The organism is Collimonas sp., from assembly GCF_035566555.1.
Classification (GTDB): domain Bacteria; phylum Pseudomonadota; class Gammaproteobacteria; order Burkholderiales; family Burkholderiaceae_D; genus Collimonas.
Map to the genome: position 1 here is coordinate 24,792 of NZ_DATMRB010000001.1, position 18,930 is coordinate 43,721.

14 protein-coding genes are annotated in these 18,930 nt (G+C 59.4%); 5 read left to right on the top strand and 9 right to left on the bottom strand.

The annotated features are described in order from the left end of the window. Positions 1–53: 53 nt before the first annotated feature. Positions 54–1,388, top strand: a complete 1,335-nt coding sequence (locus VNZ65_RS00130; RefSeq protein ID WP_325664858.1) for an MFS transporter — start codon at positions 54–56, stop codon at positions 1,386–1,388. Positions 1,389–1,469: 81 nt separating this feature from the next. Further along, the gene (locus VNZ65_RS00135) at positions 1,470–2,369 is read left to right on the top strand and encodes a hypothetical protein (RefSeq protein ID WP_325664860.1); all 900 of its coding nucleotides are present in this window, start codon (positions 1,470–1,472) and stop codon (positions 2,367–2,369) included. Positions 2,370–2,551: 182 nt separating this feature from the next. Here the strand turns inward: VNZ65_RS00135 and VNZ65_RS00140 are convergent, their stop codons facing one another. The 9 genes from VNZ65_RS00140 to VNZ65_RS00180 form a co-directional block, all read right to left on the bottom strand. Beyond that, the gene (locus VNZ65_RS00140; protein ID WP_325664862.1) at positions 2,552–4,246 is read right to left on the bottom strand and encodes a long-chain fatty acid--CoA ligase; all 1,695 of its coding nucleotides are present in this window, start codon (positions 4,244–4,246) and stop codon (positions 2,552–2,554) included. A gap of 98 nt (positions 4,247–4,344) precedes the next feature. Beyond that, on the bottom strand, positions 4,345–6,948 hold the full coding sequence (locus tag VNZ65_RS00145; RefSeq protein WP_325664864.1) for an alpha/beta fold hydrolase: 2,604 nt from the start codon (positions 6,946–6,948) through the stop codon (positions 4,345–4,347). Positions 6,949–6,985: 37 nt separating this feature from the next. Next, on the bottom strand, positions 6,986–8,038 hold the full coding sequence (locus tag VNZ65_RS00150) for an aminopeptidase (protein ID WP_325664866.1): 1,053 nt from the start codon (positions 8,036–8,038) through the stop codon (positions 6,986–6,988). Beyond that, positions 8,035–10,152, bottom strand: coding sequence for a molybdopterin oxidoreductase family protein (locus VNZ65_RS00155; RefSeq protein WP_325664868.1), 2,118 nt, complete (start codon positions 10,150–10,152; stop codon positions 8,035–8,037). The genes VNZ65_RS00150 and VNZ65_RS00155 overlap by 4 nt, the downstream gene beginning before the upstream one ends. Before the next feature lie 86 nt (positions 10,153–10,238). Then, positions 10,239–11,435 carry an acetylornithine deacetylase gene (gene argE, locus VNZ65_RS00160; protein ID WP_325664870.1) on the bottom strand — a complete coding sequence of 399 codons (1,197 nt, stop codon included), beginning with the start codon at positions 11,433–11,435 and terminating at the stop codon, positions 10,239–10,241. Positions 11,436–11,461: 26 nt separating this feature from the next. Then, positions 11,462–12,496 carry an ABC transporter ATP-binding protein gene (locus VNZ65_RS00165; protein ID WP_325664871.1) on the bottom strand — a complete coding sequence of 345 codons (1,035 nt, stop codon included), beginning with the start codon at positions 12,494–12,496 and terminating at the stop codon, positions 11,462–11,464. Beyond that, a complete protein-coding gene (locus VNZ65_RS00170; RefSeq protein WP_325664872.1) occupies positions 12,493–13,482 on the bottom strand; it encodes an ABC transporter ATP-binding protein in 990 nt (329 codons plus the stop codon). Before VNZ65_RS00170 ends, VNZ65_RS00165 begins: the two co-directional genes overlap by 4 nt. 7 nt (positions 13,483–13,489) lie before the next feature. After that, positions 13,490–14,395 (bottom strand): ABC transporter permease, encoded by a 906-nt coding sequence (locus tag VNZ65_RS00175; RefSeq protein ID WP_325664874.1) that lies wholly within the window; start codon positions 14,393–14,395, stop codon positions 13,490–13,492. Between the two features lies 1 nt (position 14,396). Next, complete coding sequence (locus tag VNZ65_RS00180) at positions 14,397–15,374, bottom strand: ABC transporter permease (protein ID WP_325664876.1); 978 nt, start codon at positions 15,372–15,374, stop codon at positions 14,397–14,399. A 258-nt stretch (positions 15,375–15,632) separates the two neighbouring features. Between VNZ65_RS00180 and VNZ65_RS00185 the strand changes: the two genes are divergently transcribed. From VNZ65_RS00185 to VNZ65_RS00195, 3 genes are all read left to right on the top strand, one after another. Next, positions 15,633–16,826 (top strand): M20 aminoacylase family protein, encoded by a 1,194-nt coding sequence (locus VNZ65_RS00185; RefSeq protein ID WP_325664878.1) that lies wholly within the window; start codon positions 15,633–15,635, stop codon positions 16,824–16,826. A gap of 124 nt (positions 16,827–16,950) precedes the next feature. After that, positions 16,951–17,838: an SMP-30/gluconolactonase/LRE family protein gene (locus VNZ65_RS00190; protein WP_325664880.1), complete on the top strand. Its 888-nt coding sequence runs from the start codon at positions 16,951–16,953 to the stop codon at positions 17,836–17,838. Between the two features lie 220 nt (positions 17,839–18,058). Beyond that, on the top strand, positions 18,059–18,607 hold the full coding sequence (locus VNZ65_RS00195; protein ID WP_061944652.1) for an acyloxyacyl hydrolase: 549 nt from the start codon (positions 18,059–18,061) through the stop codon (positions 18,605–18,607). Positions 18,608–18,930 lie beyond the last annotated feature (323 nt).

Consider the following 18,930-nt stretch of genomic DNA (forward strand, 5'->3'; position numbering starts at 1 on the left):
ATAGCCTTCGCATTCCATGACACGGTCCGGCAGCCGCCGGCCAGGAGATTCACATGCAAGAGCAGGTGCTTGAAGTAGAACGGCAGTCCGCAGCAAACTCCGCAACAGCTTCGCCGGCAGCCAGCCGCAAGCGCTTCCTGATCATGCTGCTGTTGTTCGTGACAGTGGTGATCAATTACCTGGACCGCAGCAATCTGTCGATCGCTGCTCCCGAACTGATGCGCGAGCTGGCGATCGATCCGGTCCATGCCGGCTGGGTCTTTTCCGCTTTCGGCTGGACCTATGCCGCGATGCAGATTCCCGGCGGCTGGCTGGTTGACCGGGTGGCGCCGCGGGTGCTGTATGCGTTGGCCCTGGCGCTGTGGTCGTTGGCTACCATCTGCCTCGGGTTCATCGGCAGCTTTGTCGGCCTGTTTGCGCTGCGCCTGCTGGTCGGCGCGCTGGAAGCACCCGCTTATCCCATCAACAACCGTGTCGTCACCACTTGGTTTCCGGAACGCGAACGGGCTACCGCCATCGGCTTTTACACCTCCGGCCAGTTCGTCGGCCTGGCCTTCCTGACGCCGCTGCTGGCCTGGCTGCAGCAGCGCTACGGCTGGCACATGGTGTTCGTCAGCACCGGCCTGACCGGCGTCGCATGGGCCGCAATCTGGTACCTGGTCTATCGCGAGCCGCGCCAGTTCAGGGGCGCCAACCAGGCGGAAGTCGAACTGATACGGGCTGGTGGCGGGCTGGTCGATATCGCTCAGCCCAGCAGCACGCAAAAACCCGGCTTCAGCACGGCCGACCTTATGCTGGTGCTCAGCCGCCGCAAGCTGTGGGGCATCTATCTTGGGCAATACGCGGTCAATTCGACGCTGTGGTTCTTCCTGACCTGGTTCCCGACCTACCTGGTCAAATATCGCGGCATGGACTTCATCAAGTCCGGCTTCCTGGCATCGCTGCCCTTCCTCGCCGCATTTCTCGGCGTGCTGAGTTCCGGCGTATTTTCCGACTGGCTGATCCGCAAGGGCGCTTCGCTCGGCGTGGCGCGCAAAGTGCCCATCATCGGCGGCTTGCTGATTTCCACCAGCATCATCGGCGCCAACTATACCGATTCAACGGCATGGATCATCGTCTTCATGGCCATCGCTTTCTTCGGCAACGGCTTTGCCTCGATCTCGTGGTCGCTGGTGTCGTCGCTGGCGCCGGCCAAGATGCTGGGACTGACCGGCGGCGTTTTCAATTTCATCGGCAACCTGGCCGCCATCACGACGCCGCTGGCGATCGGTTTCCTGGTCAGCGGCGACAGCTTCGCGCCAGCCATCACTTACGTCGCCGTAATGGCGCTGGTGGGCGCGCTATCGTATATCCTGTTAGTGGGAAAAGTAGAGCGTATAACGGCCTGATGCCTCCCTTCCTGAAGACGACCGAGTACTCAATAGATACTATTTAGATACTATTTTGGGTATGATGGCGCCAGATCACTCATGAATAAAGGAAGCATGATGGAACAACCGCCTACCCTCGAACTTTACAATCATTTCCTCAGCACGCTGCTGCCACAGCTTCATAAAACACATTTAATTGGAAGATATGTAGGGAGTGCGGCATTACAGAATCATCTCAATCCTCTGACAAATTGTGGCTGTAAAGTCTATTCACAAAATGACGAAGACGGGATTACATTTGAAATTCTGAGGCGGCTCGGATTACAGAAGGGCGTATTTGCAGAATTCGGTGTTGGCAATGGCATGGAAAACAATACGCTTGCCCTTGCTGCAGTTGGGTGGAGTGGTTTCTGGGTAGGAGCAGAAGATCTTGGCTTCAACCCTAATCCCAAAGCTGCCAAAAAGCTTAACTTCCATTATCAGAAAGAATGGATTTCCCAGTCCAATATCGTCAATCTTTATCAACGAGGATTGGCGCAAATCGAGCGCGCGCGATGCGATCTTATTTCATTGGATTTAGATGGGAACGATTTTTATTTTGTTGACGAATTACTTCGTTCCGGCATTTGTCCAGAAATATTTATTGTTGAATATAACGCGAAATTCATACCCCCCATACGCTTCAAAATAGAGTACAACGACCAACATCGCTGGACAGGCGATGATTATTTTGGCGCGAGCCTTTGTTCTTTTTTCGACCTCTTCGAAGCGCATGGTTATTTTCTTGCCTGCTGCAACGTGACGGGTTCTAATGCGTTCTTTGTTAAAAATCAGTACAAGAAGCTTTTTGAAGATATTCCGGAAAGAATAGAAAAGCTCTATGCCTCTCCGAAATATTTCTTGACGGGGCTGGATGTGGGCGGACATCCAACCTCCGTCAAGGCAATAGAGACCATATTCAGCACATTGAATTCCGGGATTGAAACAAAGCTTGAGTAGCACAGGTACTGCTAATCAACTGGCTCCCTGAGCAGAGGCGACAAAAATTTCGGCTGTTATTTCGACTGTTAACGCAGCGAATAAGCCGCCTCCGAAAAAAAACAAACCCCGGATCCGCTTATGGCAGATCCGGGGTTTTCACTACGCGGCGGCATCCGGCAAGATGCTGCTGTTTTCAATGGTCAGGCAGCCTGTTTTTGCTCCGCAGGTTTTTCATCGCGCAATTCGCGGCGCAAGATCTTGCCGACGTTAGTCTTCGGCAGATCGGTGCGGAACTCGATGTATTTCGGACGCTTGTAGCCGGTCAATTGTTCACGGCAGTAAGCCATCAACTGCTCGGCGGTCAGCGACGGATCCTTGCGCACCACGAAAATCTTCACCACTTCGCCGGCATGCTCGTCCGGCACGCCGACGCAGGCGCATTCCAGCACGCCCGGATGCTGCACCACCACGCCTTCGACTTCGTTCGGATAAACATTGAAACCTGAGACCAGGATCATGTCTTTCTTGCGGTCGACGATCTTGGTGTAGCCACGCTCATCCATGACGCCGATATCGCCCGACTTGAAGAAACCGTCCGCGGTCATGACCTTGGCGGTTTCATCGTCGCGGTTCCAGTAGCCGCGCATCACTTGCGGGCCGCGGATCGCGATTTCGCCTGGCTGTCCGAGCGGCACAGGCTGGCCGTTATCGTCCAGGATGGCAATCTCGGTCGACGGCAGCGGCAAGCCGATGGTGCCGCTGTATTCGGTGATCGTGCAAGGATTGGCGCTGGCGATCGGCGAGGTTTCGGACAAGCCGTAACCTTCTATGATCGGACAGCCGGTGACTTCCTTCCATTTATCGGCCACCGCTTTTTGCACCGCCATGCCACCGCCAACGCATACCCGGTAGCCGGAGAAATCCAGCTTGGCAAAATCAGGATGATGCAGCAGCGCGTTGTACAAGGTGTTCACGGCCGGGAAAGTGTTGATCTGGTATTTCGACATTTCCTTGATCAGGCCGGCGATGTCGCGCGGATTCGGGATCAGCAGGTTCAACGCGCCTTCGCGCATGCCCAGCAAGCCGCATACCGTCAGCGCAAAGATGTGGTACAGCGGCAAGGCGCAGACGAAGGCCAGTTGTTCGATCTTGGGGCCGCTGGCGAGGCCGGGTGACAACCATGCTTCAGCCTGCAGCACATTGGCCACGACGTTGCGATGCGTCAGGGTTGCGCCTTTGGAGACGCCTGTGGTGCCGCCGGTATATTGCAGGAAAGCGACATCTTCCTGGCCCAGCGTGACCGCCTTCAGCTGCGTCGTCGCGCCTTGCGACAGCACGCTATTGAATGGCGTCGAACCAGGCAAGGAAAAGCTTGGCACCATTTTTTTCACATGGCGCACCACCAGGTTCACCAACAAGCCCTTGACGCCCATCAGGTCGCCCATGCTGGCCACCACGATGTGCTTGATCTTGGTCCGGGCAACGACTTGCTGCAGGGTCGTGGCGAAATTCTCAAGGATGAAGATGGCTTCGGCGCCGGAATCGTTGAGCTGGTGTTCCAGTTCGCGCGGGGTGTACAGCGGATTGACGTTGACCACGATATAGCCGGCGCGCAGGATGGCGGCAATCGCCACCGGATACTGCAGCACGTTAGGCATCATGATGGCTACCCGCGCGCCCTTTTGCAGGCCCTTGGCCTGCAGCCAGGCGCCGACCTTGCGCGACAGCTGGTCAACCTCGTCATAAGTCAGGTATTTGCCCATGCAGGCGTAGGCATTGCGTGTCGCGTATTTCCGGAACGCTTCTTCCAGCAATTCCACCAGCGACTGGTACTGCGTGTAATCGATCTCAGTGGCGACGCCTTCAGGATACGATTTGAGCCAAAATTTATCCATGTTCTGCCTTTAGTCTCTGCTTGTTATAAATGCATTGTTTTTGGCTTGTTTCACTTGAGATGAAAAAAACACGCCGATAGGGGGATAGTACTGGTCCGCTAAAAAAGCACGGTTGTATTTTTTTGTTCTATCGCGATGCTATCGGGCAAAGCGTCGGCATGCAAGCGTTTTGACGCATATTTGAGCAAATCGTCGACACTCAACTTCATGTTGTGGTGCAACAAAACCTCAGCCCGCAAGTGCTTCACGCCCTCTTCGTCCGGACTCCATTTCACGTGCGCCACGGCGACCGCGGGATGCTCGAACAAGACCTCTTCGATCTGCCGCGGGAACACGCGCTGGCCGCCCCGTACCAACATATTACTCTTGCGGTCGACGATGGAGACAAAACCGTCTTCATCGATGCTGGCGACATCGCCGGTGGCCAGCCAGCCCTCGTGCAAGCGTTCCTTGCTTATTTTTTTGGCAATCAGATTGAGGGCGGTGACGCCATGTGCTGCGCCGTCGGCACGCCCCTGGTCATAGCCGGCGAACAGCTGCGGCCCGCGCACCCAGAGCTCACCGAGGGTATCGCTGGGCAGCGGCTCGCCACTATCCAGGTCGACCACTTTCACTTCCGTATCCGGCAGCGGCACGCCGACCACGCCCGGGTTGCGGCGCGCCGACAGCGGCATCGCCAGCACTGCCGGCGACGCTTCGGTCAAGCCATAGGCTTCGACCAGGCGGCCGCGCGTCAGTTTTTCAAATTCTTCGCGTACTTCCTGCGCTAGCGGTGAGCCGCTCACCGCGCACACCCGTATCGACGCCAGGCCGTAGCGCCGCACGCCAGGCGTGTGCGCCAGCTCGCGCACCATGCGCGGTGTGGTCGGGAAATAGGTCGGACGCATTTTTTTGACGGTCTTCAGCAAGGGTTCCAATTCGGCGCCCGGCAACAGGATCAAGGTGGCGCCCAGATAGACTCCCAGGTGTAAAACGCCGGTCAGGCCATAGGCGCTGGACAAGGGCTGCTGCGCCAGGAAACGTTCATCGCCTGGCCGCGATTCCGGCAGCCAGTGGCGCAGCTGCAAGGCATTCGCCGCCAGGTTGCGGTGCGACAGCGCGACCGGCAGCGGCGTCCCGCTGGCACCATAGGTGTACACCACCACCGCGATATCGTTGACGTCTTGCACCAGCTCGCTCGGATAGACCGTGCCGCGCCCCAGCACCTGCTTGAACTTCAGGTAGCGGCGCTCATGCTTGCGATGCTGCTTGTCTTGCCGGAACCATGGTAGCCAGTGGCCTTCCTGGACATGGTGCAAAGCGACGAACTTGAGCTTTTCGCGCCAGCCCATGTGATCGATCATCGAAGCGAAAATCACACGCCGCAAGCCGGCGGCGCGGCGATCGCTTTGCAGGACGTCGCGCAATTCGTCGTAGCGGTTGGTGGTAGTCACCAGCATCACGGCGCCAGCGTCGGCGATCCGTGTCAGCAAGACTTCCTCGGGCGTGGCGGCATCGCTCAACACCGCCACCGCGCCGGCTTTCAAGATACCGAAGTAGGCAATCACCAGGGACGGGATATTCGGCATGGCCAGCAAGATCCGCTCGCCTGGCTTGATACGCATCTCGATCAGACCGTTGGCGAAGCGGTTGGTCTGCCGGTCCAGCTCGCGCCAGCCGATCTTGCCGCCGCGGTAGGCCAAGGCGGTGGTCTTGGCAAAGCGCCTGGCGGTCGCTTCCAGCAAGCGCGGCAAGGCCACGGTCGGCAGCTTGATGCGGTAAGGCGTACGGGCATCGTAGAATTTCAGCCATGGCCGCTCGCTCTCCAGTTGTTTGCGGGCGGCGCGCCGCTCTGCCTTTTGCTGTATGCGGCGTTCGGCCTGCTCGGCTGGATCGGATTGCATTTGCAGGAAACGTTCGATGGCGCGGTTGACCGCGTCAGGCCGCTCTACCATTACCTGGTGCGCGGAAACCGGCACCACCACTTCCTCGGCGCCGGGAATCAGGCTGGCGACTTCTTTATAAGCCGTCTCATCAAACAGGATATCGCGGTGGCCGAGAATCACCAGCGCCGGCACCTTGATGGCGCGCAGGTACTCGCGGCCATCCCATGGCAGCAAGGCATTCTTGTTTTGCAGGTAAACCACATGCGGCGGCGGATAAATGCGGGCGGCGGTAATACCGAAATACGGCATCGCCTTGCGCACCATGCCGAAAATCGGCGGCGGCATGCGCAGCAAGGTGCGGCCGGCCCAGCGCAAGCGAAAGCGCGCTGCCGAGGCGATCATGATCAATGCCGATACCCGTTCTGGAAACTGCTTGAGGAAGTAGGAAGACAGCGCGCCGCCGAATGAATGGCAGACCAGGATGAATTGCGGCGGCACTTCCAGAATCTCTAGCGCGGCGGCGATATCGGCGACCAGTTCCGGTACATCGTAACGGGCGCCGTCGGCCTCGGTCGGGGCATCGGTGTAGCCGTGGCCGCGCAGATCGAGCGCGATCACGCGGTAGTCGGCCTGGAACTGCTCCAGCTGGTATTCCCAATAGGCGGCGCGGCCGCCGAAACCGTGGATGAAGACCATGGTCGGCTGCTGGCTTCTGGCGCCGCGGCCATATTCCGGACCGGCATCGACTACGCTCATTTCAAGCGCGGCACCGCCGTCGCGCGTCAGGCGGCCGGGCAGTTTCAGGGTGCTGCGATGCAGATCGGTGTTGAAGGTCATCTTGTCATTGTAACCAATTGCCTTGGGCAATACGACACTAGGGATTCGCGCTGTTTGCCAGCTCCTCCAGCTGGCGATGCCGCTCTTCTTTGCTGAGCGCCGCCAGCCTGGCGACCGCGACGTAAAACTTCGGCAAGGTCTGCTGCTGCGCCAGCAAAGCCTTGAAGCCCGGCACCAGGTCGTAATAAGTCGCCACCAGCGCCAGGTGCGCATTCGACAGCGGCTCGGCAAACCAGCGGTCGTAGCCGGCGTAGCCGCCCCAGCTGGCCTTGAGCCGCTGATAGTCCTCCTGCAGGACGACGAAGATCGCCGCTTTCCGCTGCAGCTTCTGGGCATCGCTGAGATCGCTGGCGTAATTGCTGGCCAGCTGCGCGCGGTACTTCAGCAGCAGCGCCAGGAAATCCTGCTTGCGTCCTTCAAACTGAACGTAGGCATCACGCATCTTCTGGTCGCCGACCGCTTGCAGCCAGCGTTCGACGCCAACTTGTTCGACCGTGGTGGCGTAGGATTCATTAAACTGGGTATCGTCCTTGGCATACACGGTCTGGTGCGCCAGCTCATGGAAAATCAGGCGCGCCAGTTCGCCATCGGGATAGCGGATAAAGGTCGACAGCAGCGGGTCGTTAAACCAGCCGAGCGTCGAATAAGCCGGCACGCCACTGACCTGGACGTCATAGCCTTGCCGGCGCATTTCGGCAGCAAATTTCTGCGCCGCCTCCTTGCTGAAATAACCGCGGTAATTCACGCAGCCGGCGATCGGAAAACACCACTGCTTGGGCTCCAGCGACAGCGCCGGCGCCGCCACCACATTCCACAGGGCGAAGGGACGTTGCAGGTCGGCGTACTCGGTGTAGCTGCGATTGTCCGGCAAACCGAGATCGGTAACCGCAAAGCGGCGCATCTGCTTGGTGCTCTTCAGTTTCGCCTTGAGGCCGGCATCCGCATGCGGATCGGCCAGCCAGTCGTCAATCGGATGGGCGCGGTCGAGCAGGGAAAACTGGCCGTTGGCGGCTTGCCCGTAATAGGCCAGCTGAGCGCATCCGGACACCAGCACCAAGGCGAGCAGCGGAAGCAGCCGGCGCGTTCTCATGCCTTGGCGCTAATCCCGTTGGCATCATCGACCTGGACTTTTTCCACTTCCACCAGGACGTCGTAGAAGGTCGGTGCGCGTCCCATGTCGGTCAGGCGCTGGCTGGTCACCTCATTGGCGTTCTTGCCGTCGCTCGCCATTTTTTTCCACCAGATCGAAAGGCCCACCACCAGGCCGGTGCGGGCCTTGTCGGTGACTCTCACTCTGGCGTTGAAGCTGCCGCGGTCGTTGAAGATGCGGGCCATGTCGCCAGTGGCCAGGCCACGCTGCGCGGCGTCGGCAGGATGCATGTCGAGATGCGGTTCGCCTTCGGTGTCGCGCAAGCTTTTGACATTGACGAAGCTGGAGTTGAGGAAGTTGCGCGCCGGCGGCGAGATCATCCCCAGCGGGTATTTCTCGGCCAGTGCCGGATTGCTGGCGCGCGACTCGTACGGCGCGATATACGCAGGCAATGGATCGAGGCCGTCTTTCAGCATTTGCGCGCTGTAGAACTCGCATTTCCCCGAAGGCGTCGGAAAGCCGCCGTCAGCGAACGGAGCGTCCGGCGTGTTGAGCTTTTGCCAGCCCTTACGCTTCAGCGTATCCCAGTCGAAATGGACAGCGCGTACATTCCTGCGGTCAAACGCTTGCGCTGCGATTTCATCGTCGCTCTCGCGGAAACAGGCATCGTCGAATCCCATGCGCGCCGCCAGCAGGCGGAAAATCTCGGTATTCGGTTTGGCTTCGCCGAGCGGTGCAATCGCGGCGTTGTTCGCCAACATGTACAGATGCCCGTAGGCGGAATGGGCGTCGACGTGTTCCAGCTGGGTCGTCGCCGGCAGCACGATGTCGGCGTAGTCAGCGGTATCGGTCTGGAAATGCTCCAGCACCACGGTAAACAGATCTTCGCGCGCGAAGCCGCGAGCGACAGCGCCTGACTCCGGCGCCACCGCGACCGGATTCGAGTTATACACAATCAACGCCTCGATTTTCGGGCCGAACTCGGGCGAGGCTTCACGCAGCAAATCGTCGCCGATGGTGCTCATGTTGATGGTGCGCGGCGCCACGCCTTGCTTGATCAGGAAATCGGGGCGTTGCAAAGCCTGGTTATTCTTTGGAAAACTGTCCGAAGCCGACAGCTGGGTGCCGCCAGCAGCATGACGCCAGGCGCCGACCAACGCCGGCAGGCAGGTGATATTGCGCACCGCCATGCCGCCGCCGCGAACGCGCTGCAAACCATAGTTGATACGGATCGCCGCGCCCTCTCCGCGCAAGGCTGCACCGCCATAGGCGCGCGCCAGTTCGGTAACCTCTTCGGCGCTGATACCGCACACTTCCGCAGTCATTTGCGGCGTCCATTCCAGCACCCGTTGTTTGAGCTGTTCAAAGCCCAGCGTGTGGCGCGCGATGTAATCGTGATCGAGCAAGTCTTCGGCAATCAGCACATGCATCATGCCCAGCACCAGCGCCGCATCGGTACCCGGCAGCAGTGCGATGTGCTGATGGCATTTGTCGGCGGTCAGGGAACGGTAGGGATCGATCGCGATCAGCCTGGCGCCGTTGCGCTTGGCTTCCTGGGCACGCATCCAGAAATGCAGATTGGAGGCGATAGGATTACCGCCCCAGATCAGGATCAGCTTGGCATTCTGGAATTGCTCAAGATCGGTGCCTATCTTGGCGCCCACGGTGTACTTGTAACCGGTGCCGCCAGCCGAAGCGCAGATGGTGCGGTCCAGCAGCGAGGCGCCGATGCGGTTGAAAAAGCGCATCGACATCGACTCGCCCTGCACCAGGCCCATGGTGCCAGCGTAGCTGTAGGGGAGGATGGCTTGTGGATTGCGCGCGGCAATCTGGCCCAGCCGTTCGGCAACCGTGGCGATTGCTTCATCCCAGCTGATCTGCACGAACTTGCCTTCGCCCTTGTTGCCGACTCGCTTGAGCGGATGCAGCAGGCGATCCTTGTGATAGGTCCGTTCGGTGTAGCGCGACACCTTGGTGCAGAGCACGCCGGCCGTGGTCGGATGGTCAGGATCGCCGCGGACTTCGGTGGCGACGCCGTCGGTCACCGTCACCAGCAACGCGCAGGTATCGGGGCAGTCATGCGGACATGCGGCACGAACGATGGAAGTAGTCATAATGTCATCAAAACCAGGGCGCTTCAATACGCTACTTTAGCAAAATCCAGGCGCACAGGATGGCAAATGGAGAGCGATTGCCTTTTTTATTTGCCGGCCTGTAGCTGCATCCCTGGATCCATCAGGCGCAGCATGAACGCTTCGCACTGCGCCAGCTGTTCCAGCGCCACGAACTCGTTCGGCCGGTGCGCCTGCTCGATGCTGCCGGGGCCGCAGACCACGGTAGGAATGCCGGCGCGCTGGAACAGGCCGGCTTCGGTGCCGTAGGAAACCGATCCGTGCGATTTGTTGCGCGCGAGCGCTTTCGCCAGCTGCACCACGGCATCGCTTTCCTGCATATTGAGGCCCGGCGCGGAAGCCAGCCATTCAAAGTCGATCGCGGCATTCGGTTCTACCTTGCGCATTTCCGGCAGCAAGGTCGCCGCGAAATCCTGGATTTCCTGATACAGCCGTTCGACATCGATGCCCGGCATGGTGCGCGCCTCGAATTCGAAGCGGCAATCCTTCGGTACGATGTTGGCTGCCAGGCCGCCATGGATCAGCCCGGTCTGCATGGTGGTGTAGGGTACGGTAAAACCATAGTCGCGCGTCTCCAGCTGGGCGAAACGGTCTGCCATCTGGCGGATGTAGACGATGACGCGCGCTGCATATTCGATCGAATTGACGCCCATGGTGGTGTAGCTGGAATGCGCTTCACGGCCGCGTACGCAGCAGCGGAAACGGTGCGTGCCCTTATGCGCGATGATCGGCTGCATGGAAGTCGGCTCGCCGACGATGCAGGCCGCTGGCCGCAATCCCAGTTCCTGCAGATCCTTGATCAATCCCTGCACGCCGATGCAGCCGACTTCTTCGTCATACGACAAGGCGAAGTGCAATGGCGCATCCATCTTCGCCGTCAGGAACTGCGGCGTCAGCGCCAGTGCGGTAGCGATATAGCTCTTCATGTCGGCCGAACCGCGGCCGTACAGCAAGCCATCCTTGATGGTGGCCTTGAACGGATCGCTGTCCCAGGCCTGGCCTTCCACCGGCACCACGTCGGTATGGCCGGAGAGGATCAGGCCGGCCCTGGGGCCTTCGCCGAGCGTGGCGAACAGATTGGCCTTCTTGCCGCTGGCATCGTAGGTCAGGCGCGACTTGACGCCGAAGCCGGCAAGGTAGTCGCGGGTCCATTCGATCAATCCCAGGTTGGAATCGCGCGATACGGTCGGGAATGCGATCAGGCGTTCTATCATTGCCATGACGTCGGCAGAAGGTGTCAGTGCTGGAGTGTGCGGAGTATTCATGGTTTGTCCTGTATTTGACCGGTAAGCTAGCCGTCGTTCAGATGGCAGGCGGAAAAATGGTTGCTGCTGATTTCTTTCAATGCCGGCTTTTCCTCTTTACAGCGCGCCATCGCATGCGGGCAGCGCGGATGGAAATGACAACCGGCGGGTGGCTGCAGCGGCGACGGGATTTCACCCTTCACCGCAAAGAATTCGGTTCTCCTGACTTCCAGCTTGGGCGCCGACGCCAGCAAAGCCTGGGTATAAGGATGGTTCGCGCGGGAGAAGATGACGTCGGCCGCCGCCGATTCGACTATACGCCCAAGATACATGATCAGCACCCGGTCCGACAAATGCCGCACCACGCCCAGATCGTGGCTGATGAACAGATAGGTCAGGTCGAGCTCGTCACGCAGCTTGATGAACAGGTTCAGCACCTGGGCCTGGATCGAGACATCCAGCGCCGCCACCGCCTCGTCGCACACCAGGAATTCCGGCTTGACCGCCAGTGCGCGGGCAATACCAACCCGCGCCCGCTGGCCGCCGGAAAATTGATGCGGGAAACGGCGCAGCATGCTGCCGTCGAGGCCGACTGTTTGCAGCAGGCTCTCGACATATTCGCGCTGTTGCTCAGCGCTCACCATGCCGTGCACCAGCGGCGCTTCGCCAACAATATCCTGCACCCGCATGCGCGGATTCAGCGAGGCATAGGGATCCTGGAAAATCATCTGGATCGCCAGCTGCCTCTTGCGCCGTTCAGACGCCTCAAGCTGTTCCAGCGCATGGCCTTTCCACAAGCGCGTACCGGCGCTGAGGCTGTGCAAGCCGACCGCCATCCGTCCCAGGGTCGACTTGCCGCAACCGGATTCACCCACCAGCCCCACTACTTCGCCGCGTGTGATGCTCAGGCTGACGTCATCCACCGCATGCACCACTTCCTGCTGCATGCGGGCGCCGAACAGGTTAGCGATTTTCGCTGCGCTATCCAGTCCCTTGACGAACTGCTTGCTGACTGCCTGCATTTCCAGCAGCGGCGGCGCAGCCGGGGCGGTTTCGGCCCGGCGATCTTCCAGCGCGCTCATTGCAATGCCCCGCTCGGACTATCCTGCAGTGGATGGAAACAACGCAACATACGCTTTCCGAAGGCACGCAGCGGCGGCGTCTGCAGGCATTCATCGGTGGCATGGGCGCAGCGCGTGCGGAAGGCGCAGCCCACCGGCAAATTCAGCAGCGACGGCGTCATGCCCGGGATCTGCTGCAGCGGCTGGCCGCGCGGATTGCGCGATGGCGCCGACGCAATCAGGCCGTGGGTATAAGGATGACGCGGATGTTCCAGCACTTGCTGCACCGTACCGCTTTCGACGATGCGGCCCGCATACATCACCGAAACAGTATCGGCCAGGCCGGCCACCACCGACAGGTCGTGCGTGATCCAGATCAAGGCCGTGCCCGACTCCCTGCACAGTTTCTGCATCTCGTACAAGATCTGTCCTTGTATCGTCACATCCAGCGCAGTAGTGGGTTCGTCGCAAATGATCAAGTCCGGCTTGTTCAGCAAAGCGATCGCGATCGCTACCCGCTGCCGCATACCGCCCGAGAACTGATGCGGATACGCCTGCAGTCGTTCATCCGGCGCAGGAATGCCGACCCGCACCAGCGCCTCGCGCGCCATTTCGCGCGCCACCATCCTGCTCACATCCTGATGCGCACGCACGGCTTCCACCATTTGGGTGTCGATGCGCAGCACGGGATTCAAGGTCATCATGGGATCCTGGAAAATCATGGCGACGCGGTTGCCGCGGATCTTGCGCATGGCTTCCGCCGGCAAGCCGCGCAATTCCTGTCCTTGCAGCAGGATCTCGCCGGCGACGACTTTTCCGGGTGCATCGATCAGACCCATGATGGAATAGCCGGTCATCGACTTGCCCGAACCGGACTCGCCGACCAGTCCCATGATTTCACCACGCTTGATGGAAAACGAGACCTGGTCGACGGCTTTCACCAGCCCGGCGCGGGTGGCAAACTGGGTCTGCAGATTGTTCACCACTAATGTCGCCGGAGTATCCATGGTTATCTTATTGTGTTTGCAGGCGTGGATTGAGGACATCGCGCAGCTGGTCCGCCACCAGGTTGATGGTGACCACGGTGAGCAGCAAGGCGATGCCGGGAAACACGCTGATCCAGTATTTGCCCGAGAGCAGATACTGGAAGCCGTTAGCGATCAGCAAGCCTAGCGAAGGTTCGGTAATCGGCAAGCCCAGTCCAAGAAAGGAAAGCGTCGCTTCCAGCGAAATCGCCGACGCTACCTGCAAGGCAGCGATCACGATCAGGGGCGGCAGGCAGTTGGGCAGCAGATGGCGGAACATGATGCGCAGCGGCGACAGGCCGAGCGCCGTAGCGGCTTCGATGTACTCCTTCTTGCGCTCGACCAGCGCGGCGCTGCGGGTGGTGCGCGCGTAATAGGCCCATTGCACCGCCACCAGCGCGACGATGATTTTATCGACGCCGCGGCCGGTCAGCGCCAGCAGGATCAGCGCGATCAGGATAGGTGGAAAAGACAGCTGGATATCCGCCACCCGCATGATGAATGCCTCGGTGCGGCCGCCGGCATAGCCGGCCAGCAGACCCAGCGTCAAGCCCAGCGACAGCGCGATGATGGTGCTGAGCACGCCGACCATCACCGAGATGCGAATGCCGTACAGGATCGCAGACAGCATGTCGCGCCCCTGGTCATCGGTGCCGAGCAGATAAGTCATGCTGCCGTCGACCGCTGCCTTGCCCGGCTCCAGGCGCGAATCCATGACATCCAGCTTGGCCAGGTCATAGGGGTTCTGCGGCGAAATCACCGGTGCGAAGATCGCCGCCAGCAGGATCAGCACCAATAGTATGAATCCGGCAGTAGCGATCTTGCTGCCGAAATAATTGCGGACGAAACGCCGCCATGGCGTTTCCACGGTTTCAAAGACCTGGGTTGCTTGCATGTCAGCCTTTGCTTTCTGCCAGGCGTACGCGCGGATCGAGCAGCGAATACAGCATGTCCACCGCCAGATTGATGACGATGAAGATGGTGACGATCAATAACAGATAAGCGACGATCACCGGCCGGTCCAGCACGCGGATCGAATCGATGATCAGCTTGCCCATGCCGGGCCAGGCGAACACGGTTTCGGTGACAATGGAAAAGGCAATGATCGAACCGAATTGCAAGGCAATCACGGTGACGATGGGAATCAGGATATTTTTCAGGACATGGACGCCGATGATGCGGCTGTTGCGCAAGCCCTTGGCGCGAGCGAACTTGACATAGTCTTGCATCAGCGCCTCCTGCGCACCGGAGCGCGTGAGGCGGATCACCAGTGCGATGTTGAACAGCGCCAGGTTGAATGCCGGCATCAGCAAATGCTTCAAGCCATCCCAGCTCAGAAAGCTGACCGGCACTCCCAGCAGCAATTGCGTCTCGCCGCGGCCGCTGGTGGGCAGCCAGCCCAGCTGCACTGCAAACACCATGATCAGCATCAGGCCGACCCAGAATGTCGGCAGCGAAAAGCCGAGGATGGAAACCGCCATGATGGTTTTACCGACGATGCCATCAGGGCGCAAGCCGGCCAGCAAGCCGAGCGGCAGTCCCAGCACGACGGAAAGCAGAATTGCCGCGGTCGACAGTTCCAGCGTCGCCGGCATGCGTTCGAAAATCAGGCTCAGGGCCGGCGTCGAATAAGCGAATGAACGCCCCAGGTCGCCGCCGACGGCGTTCTTCAGGAAAATGAAATATTGCAGCCAGAGCGGCTGGTCGAGGCCAAAGGCGACGATCACCTTGGCGCGCTCGATCTGATCGGCATCGGGGCTGATCAGGACGTCGATCGGATTGCCGATCGCGTACACGCCGATAAACACCAGCAGCGACATGACCAGCAGCACAACCAGACTTTGCAATACGCGGCGGATGATAAAAGCCAGCATCGAATATCCCGGAATCCATAAAAAATCCGCTCGCCAACGGCAGTGAGCGGATAGCCGCGCCCGTCCTGTTCGGCGCGCGGGACATATAAGATACCTTTTTTTGCGGCCCATGTCGCCACGGGCTGACAGGCCGCCGGACGCGTGGCTCGCCCCGTATGCGCACACCGATGGGCCGTGTAGGCGTAATATACACACTCTGGACGCAACGCCTCTGCCCTTTTTACAGGCAAGAGGCATGCCACATATCAGGAGCAGAATATGAATTTGATCGATCCCATCATCGCCTTCCAGGCGGAACTGCAAGCCATCCGGCGCGATCTGCACGCCCATCCCGAACTCAACTATGAAGAACAGCGCACCTCCGACGTGGTGGCGCGCAAACTCACCGAATGGCAGATCCCTATTCTGCGCGGCATGGGCGTCACCGGCGTTGTCGGTATCATAAAAAACGGCAGCAGCGACCGCGCCATCGCCCTGCGCGCCGATATGGATGCCTTGCCGGTGCAGGAGTTGAATACTTTTCCACATGCCTCCCAACATCAGGGCAAGATGCACGCTTGTGGACATGACGGCCACACCGCAATGTTGCTTGGTGCGGCGCATCATCTATCCCAGCACCGCAATTTCGACGGCACTGTCTACCTGATTTTTCAGCCGGCGGAAGAAGGCGGCGGCGGCGCCCAGCGCATGATCGATGACGGCTTGTTCGAGCAATGCCCGGTGGAAGCCGTATTCGGCATGCACAACTGGCCAGGCATGGCGACCGGCAGCTTTGGCGTGACGCCGGGACCGATGATGGCCTCCAGCAACGAATTTGAAGTCATCGTCAAGGGCAAGGGCTCGCATGCGGCACAGCCTCACAAAAGCGTCGACCCGGTGATGGTCGCGGTGCAGATAGCGCAGAGCTGGCAAACCATCGTCTCGCGCAATCTCAATCCGAACGATCCGGCGGTGCTGTCGGTGACCCAGATTCACAGCGGCAGCGCCACCAATGTGATTCCCGATGTGGCGACGCTGATCGGCACGGTGCGGACCTTTTCCTTGCCTGTGCTGGATACCATCGAAGCGCGCATGCGGGAAGTGGCGCAGCATACTGCGGCGGCTTTCGGCGCCGAAGTAGAGTTCCGCTTTCATCGCAATTATCCGCCGCTGGTCAACCACGCCAAGGAGACCGCATTTGCGGTCGAAGTGCTGCAGGCGATGGTCGGTAGCGACAACGTCAATCCACAAGTTGAGCCGACCATGGGGGCGGAAGATTTCGCCTTCATGCTGCAGAACAAACCTGGCTGCTATGTCTTCATCGGCAATGGCGAAGGCGCTCACAGGGACAGCGGCCATGGCCTCGGCCCCTGCAATCTGCACAATGCCAGCTACGATTTTAACGACGACTTGCTGCCGATTGGCGCCAGTTACTGGGTCAATCTTGCCGAGACCTATTTGAAGAAAATGTGATTGTTGCCTTGCTGGCGACGCCGGTCGACAACATGACGATCCGATATGGCGGCTGTGATTCAGCAGTGAATCACAGCATGCAAACTGATCTCCCCCTGCCCACTCTCCTCACTTCATCACACACATGAATCAAATCGCAGCCGCCTATGACGTCCCTATGCAACTGGGTGAATGCCCGCTCTGGCATGCCGCGGAAGCGTCACTTTACTGGGTCGATATTTCGGCGATGCAAGTGCATCGCCTGCATCCTGCCGACGGCAAGCACGCCATGTGGCAGCTGGATGCGGAACCAGGCTGCATCGGCTTGCGGGCCGGCGGCGGCCTGGTGGTGGCCATGCGCACGGGTATTGCTTACCTGGATACCGATACCGGGGTGGTTACGCACATCGCCGATGCACCTTACGACACGGCCACCGCGCGCTTCAATGATGGCCGCAGCGATGCTGCGGGCCGCTTCTGGGCAGGCACCATCTACGAGCCGCGCGACCATGCCGGTGCCCAGCTGTATGCCATCGAGAAAGGCGTGGTGCGCGCGGCCGGCAATCCGGTCACCGTCTCCAACGGTCTTGGCTTCAGCGGCGACAGCCGCACGCTGTATCACAGCGACACCACTGCGCACCGGATCACCCGCTATGAGTTTGATCTGGCCAGCGGCAAGATCGGCTCAGGCCACCTACTCAAGCAGTTCGCCATGGACAAGAATGCGCCCGACTACGGCGGCCGTCCGGACGGTGCGGCGGTCGATAGTGAAGATGCTTACTGGTGCGCCATGTATGAAGGCGGCCGCCTGCTGCGGCTATCGCCTGCCGGCGATGTCCTGCAAGAAGTGATCGTGCCTGTGCGCTGCCCGACCATGATGGCTTTTGGCGGCCCGGATTTGCGCACCTTGTACATCACCAGCGTGCGCGAGAAGCGCAGCCAGGCAGAGCTGGAACAATATCCGCTTTCAGGCTGCGTGCTGGCGCTGCGCGTGGACGCGCCCGGCAGAGCAGAACCGGTTTACATAGCCTGATTCCAAGGAACGGAGTCACCGTTTTACGACAGGAATTGCCTGTAGTTCGGCAACAATCTTCGTTTTCGACTATTCTTTAGGGCTGTAGCTGCGCGCCGCAGCAATGTGGACAGGGTCGAGACGCCGCTGTCGATGCCAAGCGGCCAGCGTAGCCTTTCCATGAATAAAGTGAAGGCGAGCTGTCATTCGCTTTTTATTTTCTTACGCTCGAAAGTCTTTTATGCAAAAAAAACAAACCGGACTCAAGATTCTGGCCGCTGCCTGCCTGCTGGCCGGCGTTCATGCTAACAGCTTCGCCGTCGATTCCGCATCGTTAGAACTCGGCACCGGCAACAAGAGCCAGCTGGCCCGCGTTGCCGCGCAATGGAACTGGGGTTCGCCGCTGTGGCAAGGCAGCAGCACGCAACTCGGCGGCTACTGGGATTTGAGCCTGGCTGAATTCCGCCAAAACCAGTATCAGAATGTTCCAGGTCAATCGAAAAACCTGACCGACATCGGCTTCACCCCGGTATTCCGCTTCCAGAGCAACGATAAAAGAGGCTTGTACGGCGAAGCCGGCATCGGCGTGCATCTGATGTCGCACCTGTATGACAACAACAGCCGTCGTTTCTCCACCGCTTTTGAGTTTGGCGACCATCTGGGCGCCGGCTATGTGTTCGGCAACGGCCTGGATGTCGGCATCAAGCTGCAGCATTTCTCGAACGGTGGTATCAAGAAACCAAACAGCGGCGCAAACTTTGCCGTGTTGCGAGTCGCTTATCCGTTCTAATCCGGATCTTAGATCAGGATAAAAGCAGAATACGCCAGCAGGAAAGCCAGTCGCGCAAGCCGACTGGCTTTTTTTTGCCTATGTTTTGGAGGAAGTGCAGGAAATATTGGAGCAATTCGGCATCGGAGGCGCTGCTTTTCGCATCGACGCGAGCTCTGTAGCAGTGGATTCTGCCGATTTGTAGCGTAGCTTCAGGCTTTGAGGCGATTTTCTGAGCAGATATTGAGGTAAGTCCGCGCTGTACAAATTGAAATCCCAAAGCAAAAACCCTCTGACCGGTAAGGGGCAGAGGGTTTTTTAATAAAAGCCTGACGATGACCTAC